This window comes from Methanosarcina sp. A14, from assembly GCF_001729375.1.
In the GTDB taxonomy this organism is placed as follows: Archaea; Halobacteriota; Methanosarcinia; order Methanosarcinales; family Methanosarcinaceae; genus Methanosarcina; species Methanosarcina barkeri.
In genome coordinates this window covers 1-10,650 of sequence record NZ_LZPK01000142.1, presented here as the reverse complement: position 1 = coordinate 10,650, position 10,650 = coordinate 1, and the positions used below count along the sequence as shown (strand labels likewise).

The window sequence follows — 10,650 nt, the reverse complement described above, 5'->3', positions numbered from 1 at the left end:
TTTTTCCATAAAGTTTTCTTTAAACTTTTTTATTTTCACTTTTTAGCAGATGGCCAGAAAGTGTTTCTAACCGATTTGTTTATATACTGATATGATATGTATAGTGAGCCATTAACTAGTTAGATGCCGCTAATTTCTGAGATCTTCTGGCGATTTTCCGGATCATATTTTTTGATTATCAGGAGCCTGTAGTTGCCGGAATATAGGGGACGGGTCCAGGTTCGGAAGCCTATTGAAGCTCGGAAGTTTCATCTTGAAAGGGAAACGCTAGTGCAAAAAGCACCACAAACTGCGCCTGGCAGCGCAAAGTCTGTGCAAAAGCTCTGAAGGTCATTCATGCTCATTGATTAAGGAAAAACTCATCCGAGCATCCTGAATAAGAAACTGAAAGGCTTGAGGGCCGCAGGATAAACCAGCAGCATACAAAATTCAACAAAGATACTAGAAATAACATAATAATCGTAAAAGGAACATTACTTCGGAGGAATCACTTGGCAAGAAAGAAAGTACAGAGAAAGCTTGACGGATGGAAATCCAAGGAATGGTATAATATTGAAGCTCCTGCTTACTTAAATAGAGCTATTGTCGGTAACACTATGGCAGGAGATCCTTCTCTTCTTGTAGGACGCAATATTGAAACCACTGTTGGGGAACTTACCAACGATATGACCAAGAATAACACTAAGGTCATCCTCAGGATCAATAATGTCGTAGGAGACGTCGCAACTACCGACCTCATGGGCCACGAACTTACAACCGACTATATCCGCTCAATCGTGAAGAGGCAGACCTCCAGGATTGATGCGAATATCGACGTTAAAACCAAAGACGGCTATGTCATCCGTGTAAAGCCTACCTGCTTCACCATCAAAAGAGCACGTTCAAGTCAGATCAAAGCCATCAGGGAAATGATGGTCAACATCGTCGCAAAGCGTGCATCAGAAGCCGATTTCGAGACCTTTATGCAGGAAGCAATCCTTGGCAGGCTCTCAGCAGCCATTTACAGACAGGCCAAGTTCATCTACCCGCTCCGCAGGGTCGAAATCCGCAAAACCCAGGTTGAAGCAGCACCTGCACCTGCTACATCCGCTGCACCCGAACCTGCAGCAGCGTAATTCGTTCTGGTTTAATATCAAGAAGCAGGGGAAAATCCGAAAGGATTTTCTTATCTCCTTTCTTGGTTTCTTTTAGTATATGAATTTCTTATTTTTACTGTTCTAATTGTTCTTCTTCACTGTTCTAATTGTATTTCTAAGGCTCTTTTTGGTTCCAGATTATCTACCAGTAGAAGTGTGAAAAACCCACTCTAAATTATCTAATCGCAGAAAAAAGGAAAATTCAGAAACTTAAAATTTATCCTTCTTGGCTCAATTCAGTATCTTCATTCTTCGTTATAGTTCAGCCTTTTGAGCGAAGCGGAACGTAATGAAAAAGGCGCTGTCTCTCCAAGGACAGGACTTGGACGAGACAATAATTGGACTTCTCTGCTTGCCGAATTTCAGGTTTTTAACTTACTTTTTTTCAGGCCCGCAGCCGATAATTCTGAAGTTTTTCTTTTTGCTTGGGTTACTTCTGGGCTTGCTGCTGAACTTGTCGCTGAACTTGATGCCGGTTTTGCTACTGAACTTGCTGCAGGGCGGCTTACAGAAGCCTTTACCTTGATCCTTGTTTCGGCTCCTTTGCCTGGTTTTTTCCAGTACTTTCTGCCTTCTGGGCAGCGCCGGTTTATACAGAACTCTTCTTCAGGGCGGTCGCCGTCTTTTAACCTGAACAACTTCCAGCCGCAGGTTTCACAGGTCTTGTCAAGCAGGGTCAGTTTTCCGGTTTTGGGGACTGAATGAGTGTATCCGCAGCGTTTCGTGCAGCCCAGGAATCGTGTGTCTTTAAAGTTTATCAGGAACATGCTTCCATCACATTCCGGACAGGGGCCGACCGTTTCTGGGGGATAACATTCTTTTTCAAGGTCGCAGGTAAAACAGGGGCCTATGCCTACAGCCCAGTTATATTTGTTTCCGACTTTCAGGACAGCTGCTCCTCCTTTTTTACATTCCTTGCTCCTTAGTACGGTCAAAGCCCCGGCTTTTGGCAGAGGATACGAGTTTCTGCAGTCGGGATAGCCTGTGCAACCTACAAAGCGGCCTGAATCCGTCTGCACAATTCTTAACACATGCCCGCAAACCTTACAGGTTCCGATGTAGTTTTTCTTGTCTTCAAGGGCAGCTTCATCCTTAATTGTGCCTGCTATGTTTGAAGTCAGCTCCTTTTTATTTGCTTCAAGCTGGGCGTACATCTCCTTGATCAGGGCTGTGCCTTCTTCAAGGGCAGCTTCAAACTCTTTTTTTCCATCTTCGACTTCCTGAATAAGGGCTTCGATCTTTGCCCTTATTTCCGGCTTTACTAGAATCGGGACGGTCAGAGAGAGCCCATCCATAAGGGTAAAACCTGTATCGAGAATAGAGATGGTTTTTCCCTTTGTCTCAAGATACCCTCGCTTCTTGTTTGTTTCGATATGAGTAGGAGCTGTTGCCTTTGTCCCTATCCCGTTTTTGTCCATAAGGGTCAAAAGTTCGGCTTCGGTCAGTTTTTTTGGCGGGCTGGTTTTGGACTTTGTATTGCTGAGCTTTTTTATGCCTACTTTCTGGCCTTCTTCTACAAATGGGAGAAGTTTATCCTTCTTATTTTCGAATGGATAGGCTTCAAGCCAGCCTGAATCCTTAAGCACGGTTCCGGACGAGTCAAAAGGCTCTTCATTTACGAGCAGGTGGAGGTGCGTTTTTTCGAAAACGGCTGCAGGCATAAGGTTTGCCAGGAAATGCCTTGCTATAAGGTCATAGACTGCAGGGGCCTGAGGGATATTTACTGCAGAGCTAACCTCTCCTCTTGAAGCCGCCCTGATTGGGTGGATAGGGGGGTGGTCGTGTGCATCTTTTTCCCCGTTTTTTGGGACAATTGGGGCTATAAGGATAGACTCTGCAAAAGGCTTGTACTCCTTCTGGCGTGCAAAGTCAAAGACAAGGGACTTGAAATCAAAGTCGTCAGCGTATTTGTTTGTCTCGGTCCTGGGGTAGCTGGTAAACCCTGCAAGGTAAAGCTGTTCTGCAACCTCAAGGGCAAGTTCCGGGCTTATTCCGAGAAACTTGGAGGCCCTTTTGAGGAATTCTGTAGTATTTAATGGATTAGGAGGGCTGGTTTTTGTTTCTTTTACTGTCTTTTTCGCAACTAATCCTTCCTTTGCCCCTTTCAGCCGCTTGAAGATCTCAGCGGCTTTTTCTTTATCGTGAATATTTCCTGCTCTGTGAGTACCTTCAAAATCTCCTCTTTCTTTTCCTCCTTTTTTTCCTCTTTTTTTCTCTCTTTCTTTTCCTTCTTCTTTTTCTCCTTCTTTTTCCCTTTCTTTTCCACTTCCTGCCGAGAAAATCGCCGTTATCTTCCAGAAGTCCTTTGCCTGAAAAGCCCGGATTGCCTTTTCTCTTTCGTATACAAACCCGCAGGTAGGCGTCTGGCAGGGACCGATAGAAAGTATATCTTTTGTTCTTGCTCTCTCCCTGACCGAAAGCGTGACAAAGCGGGTGAAAGCTGCTCCCATTTTAAGGTCCAGAATCTGTCTGGCTTCTGCAGCCATTGCCATGTTGTAGTCCGGGTCTATCAGGCTTTCAAAAGCTTTTTTTACCTCCTTTGGGGAGAGAGACGAAAAACGTGCCCTTTCAACCGGCACATTTGTTACTTCCTCTGCAAGTGTCTTGGCTTCAAATCCTATGTTTTCTCCTTCCCTGTCATAGTCGCAGGCAAGGACGATCTTGTTTGCTCTTTTTGCCAGATTTTTTACTGCAGCAGCGTAATCAGTTCGAGTTACAAGTTTTTGCGGGTCGACTTCAAGAAGCACACCCGGATTTACTTCCCTCCATTTATTATACTGTTCCGGAAAGTCATAATTCATAATATGCCCGGAAAGTCCCATTACCAGCCACTCTTCACCTTTCCACTTGAATTCGTATACAGGCAGCCCTTCAACTGTTATCCTCTCAACTTCCCCCTCGCCCAGGATGCTGGCAATCTGGGATGCTGCCTTATTCTTTTCTGCAAATGCGACAACTGTCATATAAAATACCCTGATTCCGTTCTTGAGATTATATTGGGATCTAAAATAGTATTAATAAGAAATGTGTAAGGAAACGCATAATGAAGCTAATTGAAACACATAATAAAGTGAATCAGGAAATGCACCTGAAAGATTTCCCTTCTTTTTCTCGTTTCTTTTATGTGCATCGGCTTAATCTTACTGGTTAGGTTCAATCATTTTACTGGTTAGGTTCAATCATTTTACTGGTCAGATTCAATTATTTTACTGGCTAAATTCAATTATTTTACTGGTCAGATTCAATTATATCAGTAAGCTGTAAAAGCCTTTACTTAAAAACAGTTTCCGTGGTTTTCTTTCTGCGCATGCTCTAAATAATATACATACATTATTTATATATTTGTTTGCTTATACATATTATATGACTTACCAGACGTGAAAAGATATGTGAAAAGATATATATGAGTTGTCTGTTCTAGTCTGCAAGATATAAGTACTGGATTTATCTTTATCCTTATTATTCTGGTCAACCTTATAATATGCTTATGAAATGTCGGTTAGTTACAGTCAATGATATTGCTGTTATTTGACATTTTTTTATTGATATCTATTAATTAATATAATATTATAATTGTCTCATTAACCTGCAGTCTGGAGTAACAATGACACTAATGGAAGATGCAAAGAAGGGAATCGTCACCCCCTCTATAGAAGCCGTGGCAAAAGCTGAAGGAATAGACGCTGAGACTGTCCGCTCCTGCGTGGTAAAAGGGCTAATCGCTATCCCCGTAAATAACAGGCGAGAGACCCTTCCTATAGGTATTGGCAAGTACATGAGCACAAAGATCAATGCCAATGTAGGAACATCGAGAGATTATATAGACATTGATGCCGAAGTTGAAAAAGCAAAGGCAGCCGAAACTTTCGGTGCTCATGCCGTAATGGATCTTTCTACAGGCGGAAATCTTGATGAAATTCGCACTCGAATCCTGAAATCCGTTAACATTCCAGTCGGGACGGTTCCAATCTACCAGGCTGCAGCTTCCAGGAAAGTTGTTGTGGAAATGACTTCGGATGATATGTTCAACGCCGTCCGGAAACATGCCAAACAGGGAGTCGACTTTGTGACCGTGCACGCCGGGGTTAACTTAAACTCACTTGAGCGGCTGCGCCAGAGCGACAGGATCATGAATGTCGTGAGCCGTGGAGGCTCTTTTACCCTTGCCTGGATGCTGCATAACGGAGAAGACAATCCTTTCTATGCCGAATTTGATTATCTACTTGAAATCGCAAAAGAATATGATATGACTCTGAGCCTTGGAGACGGCATGCGTCCCGGCTGCATTGCCGATGCCTCTGACCGCCCGAAGTTCATGGAATTTATCACGCTTGGTGAACTCGTAAAGCGGGCAAGGGCTGCCAATGTCCAGACTTTTGTAGAAGGTCCCGGCCATGTGCCTTTGAACGAAATCGAACTCAGCGTTAGGGGCATGAAAGAGCTCTGTAATGGTGCTCCTCTCTATCTTCTGGGCCCGCTTGTGACTGATATTGCTCCCGGCTTTGACCACATTACAGGTGCAATAGGAGGCGCAGTTGCAGGGATGTACGGTACGGATTTCCTCTGCATGGTAACTCCCTCGGAACACCTTGCTCTTCCAGCCCTTGAGGATATAAAAGAAGGTCTGCTCGTAACAAAGGTTGCAGCCCACACTATTGACCTTATAAAAGAAGGCCCGAGAGAACGCGCCTGGGAAAAGGATCTTGCTATGGCATATGCCCGCAGGGACCTTGACTGGGAAAAACAGTTCGAACTGGCAATCGATGGCAACAGGGCCCGCAAAATCCGGGATGCCCGAAAAACTGAAAGCGATACCTGTTCGATGTGCGGGGATCTCTGTGCTTTGAAAATCGTAAAGGAGGCTTTTGAGAATAAGAAAACGGAAGAATGAATTTTTTCGATTCTTCTCTCATTTAACTCTTTTTTCAACTTTTATTAACTCTTTTTCAACCCTTCTTATGTTTTTTCAGCCATCCTTCAACTTTCTTTTTGATTCTTTCTTATGTAGAACCTTAGTTTTTCAAATCGTTAAATTAACATCACTGAATTCACAGTACCGTCAGCTTTGAGGTATTTCTCCTAATGTATTTATTGTTCAGTGAAATCGCTAACTGTCGTAAGAATAGCTTCTCTAAAATCCTTAATTAGCGTCGGGATAAAGTTCCCATCCCTTGTTGCTGTAAGCCAGGGACTCATGGTTGTAGAAGAAATGAAGTTCATCGTGAGCAGACTGTCATGATTCACACCCAGGCGTGCCATGAAGTTTCTCACAAAATTCTCTCCATAGGCCTCCGGATCAAATTCGGAAGTTGTGATAATCAAAGGAGTCTTTTGTGTCTGATCCGGATCCGCGGAAAGACTTAGTTTCTTAAAAATCGCTTTATTGAAGTTGTTAACCAAAACAGGGTCTGTATTGAGTTTTCCATCCTTGTTTTTGAAATTAAAGGCATAGGTAATTATGATTTGGTCAGAGCCCAATTCCTTTAACAAGGACATAGCTTCAGGATCATTAACCAGATCATCATTTTCTTTGTTGGCAATGTTTTCCCGAATGTATTCTAGCTGTTGTTCAATTTCCTTTTGGCTTTTACCTTGTTTTTCAGCTGGTATCTGTTGTACCGGAACAACAATAAATGGGTCATCCGGTTCTGCCATAGTAACAATTGCTGCATAAAACCTCTTGCTGTTAAAAAGCGCTTTTCCGAGGATTTGCCCATAACCGCTTTGATCAGGGCGAATAATACGATGACTTAGATACACTCCAGCCGCTGCTGCCCCAGGTTTTGAGCCTTCAATTCCATATATTCCCATACTTGCATCAAGACTGTCGCTATGATATACTTCCGGTGCCAGAAAAGCCACCAGGTTTCGCATACACGAATTGCGATAGCAGAGCCCTCCGGCTGGATAAGGAATATAACCAGCTTTATGGGGATCTATTGTTATTGAGTCTGCAGCAGGTAGAGCTTTGTATTGTTCTGTAACGTATTCGCTTAGCTGCAATACAGGGGTATCCTGTAGATTGTTATTGTTAGTTTTTCTGGCAATGTTATTCTCCGGCTTTCTAAGAAGGCTGGCAAAATATCCACCCCAGGCGGCATCAACGTGTACTACAAATTCCAGTCCGGCCTTCCTATACTCTTCGCGTGTCGAAAGCACTTCGGATAGAGGATCGACTGCACTTTCTTCTGTGGAACCCAGAACCACCACAACCATAATTACCGGCTGCCTTCTTTCTAAACACCTGTCCAGCTCTGTACGCAGGTGTTTGACATCCATCCTGGCATTCATATCTATGCTAATATTTATAAAGTTGTCTTTTCCGATACCCAGAACAGCTGCATTCTTAGGCCAGGAATAGTGTTTTGTAGAACAGCCCATTACGACAGGCTCGAGAAAACCGCTTACAAATTCTCTGCTGAAGGAAGCAAAACCCATACTTTGAAGCAGGTACGGATCCAGAGCATTGGTAATATCCTGAGAAGAGATCCCGTACTCATTTTCCATTCGCGTGGTCAGGTTAAGTATAACATCAATATTGAGGTTAAGAAGTATCCATGTATCCAATTTAATTAATTGAGCCCTGCTACCATCGTTTAAAGGAACGGTCATATTTTTCGCCGGCTCAAGAATTTTTTCGTTTCTTAGAGCTGCAACTACTGAAAGAGGATAGTATTTTAGATTTCGTGCGGCCCACATTGCTTCCAGATTAGCGACCGAGCCATCACAGGTAATATGACCCCATGGTCTTATTTCTACAGAAGATTTTTGAGAAGATATGATACCGGAGTTTACATTTTGAGGTATCGAGAACCCCAGCATTTTGCAGAGGTCATCTCCTACCAACGCTTCAAGTTGAGATGTTACCGGAGAAGCCTCCAGTGCAACATTGTTCTGATTATAGAGCATGGCTGCAAAGTACCCCAGCATTCCCGGAATGGTTAAGTCCCAATTCATGTGAGCTTGATAACGATAACTGGAAAAAGGAACAGAGCCTTTCAGGTTGTCCAGAAGTTTTTGGTACTCAGTTTCTAGCTTGTCTACGCTTTGATAATATTCTTCGTCTTTTCTTTCAGGCGTAACATAAGGAGGATCGTTTGGAAAATACCCAATTCTATCTTTGCAGTTAGCATCAATTCCTTTTAATATGAGGTCCGAAAACAAAGTCTGGTTTTCAGCTTTTGGCCCCAGGAACCAGGCAGCTAACGAATTGGTGCCGGGACCTTCTAGATGAAAGCGTTGATTCACATCCTGTTTTTCAAGATATTTAGTCATGAGTCTGGCAAATTCCTGATGTCTATTTGAGGACGAGGTTTTCATTTTATTTCTCCTTTCTTGTATCTTCCAGCATAAAGTCTGGAATTTTTTAGTAATATATATTCAAAATAATTGAAAATTTTCTATATGTATTTTTCAACAGTGTCAACTTCCAAAAAATAATTATTTGAATAAGGCGCAATGATGTTATGGTTCATATAGTGTTTTCACATATCAATCTCCCAAGTTGTCATTACACCTAAAACTACTTTATAAATTTTAAATGTTCTCATGTTAAAACTTGGATATTAAAAAATAATATTTTGAAATGAGTTTCTAATACGAAATAAAAAATAAAAACAAGATTTTTAATAAAGTTCTCCGCTATTTTGTATGAGTTATTTGGAATGGTGACGCGAAGATGCCTGTTGCTTGCAGCGGGATATGCCAGCAAAACTTTGATTCTATATCTCTCCTTGATCTGTTTGAAACAGAAAACACAAACTTGAAAAATACAATTATTGGTCACAAATATTTAGCACAGCCCATGATAAGATTTCTTTTTGAAGAATACCTTTAAACAAAAAAAGCAAGGAAAAATTAATTGTATTGGTTCGCAGGGACCTGAGTTTTTGCAAGAACAACTGAAAAGTTACTTTTAATTTTCCTATGCGTAGCCTGTGCAAAATTTTATAATTATTTAAAACAATTTTAAAAGCATGTCAACAATAAGCTCCAGTGTCGTAACTTTGTTTTGAATCCCTGTAATCGATATTATATTTTTTATTATTTTTATATGTGTTTTATATCTAATTTATAAAAAATTTGGAAAATAACATGTCTCCTACATTACTATTCAAGAGTTTCACTGAATTAGGAATCCCTGAAAGATACACAATAATTTTTATTATTATCCTCTTATATCTATTTCTTAAAAATTTCGACAATAAAAGGTAAATCAGCACAAATATGGGACTATATCTTTTAATGAATCTTAAATTTTAATCACATAAAATTCACTTGAATTTAAGCTCTAATAGATTGATCCTTTTTAAGTTCAAAAAGTAAATGGATTCCGTTCTTTTTAAGATTTCTTCTCTTTTTGAGATGTTGTTTTATCTCTTTTTTTGTGAAAGACATACTTGCTCCAAGGATACCTAAACTTGGCTTAGAGGTAGTTCACATGCTGGTATGTTAGAGTGCATACTCATGAAATGGAAAGCAGGTTTGTTGTTTGAGCGAATATACCTCTACCATGTGGTGCGGATGATATCTCAGCTTTGCTTCTCGAAGTCCACTGACACCGAGATCGCTTTCCCGGTTGATATACTCCACCTCGCTGGCAAGAACTGCTGCGGTTTCGGCATTGATTACCTTGTATATTCCTTCATACTCAGTTAGCCCTTTCTCAAAATGGATTAACGCTGTATTAGCGTTGAGACGCTCAAAAAGAGAGATGGCACCTATCTTTGAACCTACCCTTATCAAAAGACCTCGCAGGTGCAGTTCGGTTAAGTGCTCGATTGCGTAGGAACATGCTTCTATTTCGTGGGCAAGGGTGAAATTGTTCTTGCACCTTTTGCTCTCACACCACTTTACCAGGAACTCCATTATTTCTTCTCGATTTTCTGGGGTTATTGGCTCGACAGTGTGCCGGTAATTTTTCCGGAATTTGTTAAGCTGGCTGCGGATTTTGAGGTATTTCTTTCCAGGAAGTTTAGCAAGGTCGAGAGCACGGTACACATACTCAAAATGGTTAAGGTCCGGAACCAACATAAGGGCAGGATCTATTTTCTTCATCCATTTTGCAGTCTCAGGGTCGATGAGCATAAGGGGTTTATTGTCGTCGCCTATGTCCAGCGCCAGCCGTATTACCTCCCGCATGAGTTCAGGATCACGGGGGCCTATAGGCGGATGTAGGCGGCTTATTCCTGCGGCAGTGCACGCTAGAATTACATTTCCTTTCACGTATGCATACCGGTAATGCATGAAATGATTCCAGCAGATCATATTCGTGAAAGTATTGTCGCTGTGGGTTTGCGGGTAGATTGCGTAATGGCGCTCAAAAAAAGCCCAATCTGCAAGCGTTACCGGTTTGAAATCTTTTTGACAAAGCATTTTAAACAAGACTTTTTTGCTTCATACTTATTGCTTCATACTTATTTTTGTTGGAAATCTCGAGCTAGCAAAAATTACATACATGAAGAGTGGATTCAAATAAACTTAGTCTCATATTTAGTTTCATAAACTTAGTCTC

5 protein-coding genes are annotated in these 10,650 nt (G+C 41.6%); 2 read left to right on the top strand and 3 right to left on the bottom strand.

Annotated elements, in window-relative coordinates:
* Window positions 1-491 precede the first annotated feature (491 nt).
* Complete coding sequence (locus A9239_RS07670; RefSeq protein WP_048120820.1) at window positions 492-1,115, top strand: 30S ribosomal protein S3ae; 624 nt, start codon at window positions 492-494, stop codon at window positions 1,113-1,115.
* A 383-nt stretch (window positions 1,116-1,498) separates the two neighbouring features.
* On the opposite strand, the gene A9239_RS07665 is transcribed toward A9239_RS07670, so the two are convergent.
* Window positions 1,499-4,099 (bottom strand): DNA topoisomerase, encoded by a 2,601-nt coding sequence (locus A9239_RS07665; RefSeq protein WP_048155879.1) that lies wholly within the window; start codon window positions 4,097-4,099, stop codon window positions 1,499-1,501.
* 641 nt (window positions 4,100-4,740) lie between these two features.
* On the opposite strand from A9239_RS07665, the gene thiC reads away from it, so the two are divergent.
* Window positions 4,741-6,027 carry a phosphomethylpyrimidine synthase gene (gene thiC, locus A9239_RS07660; RefSeq protein ID WP_048155876.1) on the top strand — a complete coding sequence of 429 codons (1,287 nt, stop codon included), beginning with the start codon at window positions 4,741-4,743 and terminating at the stop codon, window positions 6,025-6,027.
* A gap of 197 nt (window positions 6,028-6,224) precedes the next feature.
* Here the strand turns inward: thiC and A9239_RS07655 are convergent, their stop codons facing one another.
* Together A9239_RS07655 and A9239_RS07650 are read right to left on the bottom strand one after the other, a co-directional pair.
* Window positions 6,225-8,456: a pyridoxal-dependent decarboxylase gene (locus A9239_RS07655; RefSeq protein WP_052712888.1), complete on the bottom strand. Its 2,232-nt coding sequence runs from the start codon at window positions 8,454-8,456 to the stop codon at window positions 6,225-6,227.
* Between the two features lie 1,131 nt (window positions 8,457-9,587).
* A complete protein-coding gene (locus A9239_RS07650) occupies window positions 9,588-10,511 on the bottom strand; it encodes a DUF2156 domain-containing protein (RefSeq protein WP_048155872.1) in 924 nt (307 codons plus the stop codon).
* Window positions 10,512-10,650: the final 139 nt, after the last annotated feature.

Coding starts and splice junctions, on each gene's coding strand:
- A9239_RS07665 (WP_048155879.1), bottom strand. CDS start 4,099: ATGACAGTTGTCGCATTTGCAGAAAAGAATAAGGCAGCATCCCAGATT.
- thiC (WP_048155876.1), top strand. CDS start 4,741: ATGACACTAATGGAAGATGCAAAGAAGGGAATCGTCACCCCCTCTATA.
- A9239_RS07655 (WP_052712888.1), bottom strand. CDS start 8,456: ATGAAAACCTCGTCCTCAAATAGACATCAGGAATTTGCCAGACTCATG.
- A9239_RS07650 (WP_048155872.1), bottom strand. CDS start 10,511: ATGCTTTGTCAAAAAGATTTCAAACCGGTAACGCTTGCAGATTGGGCT.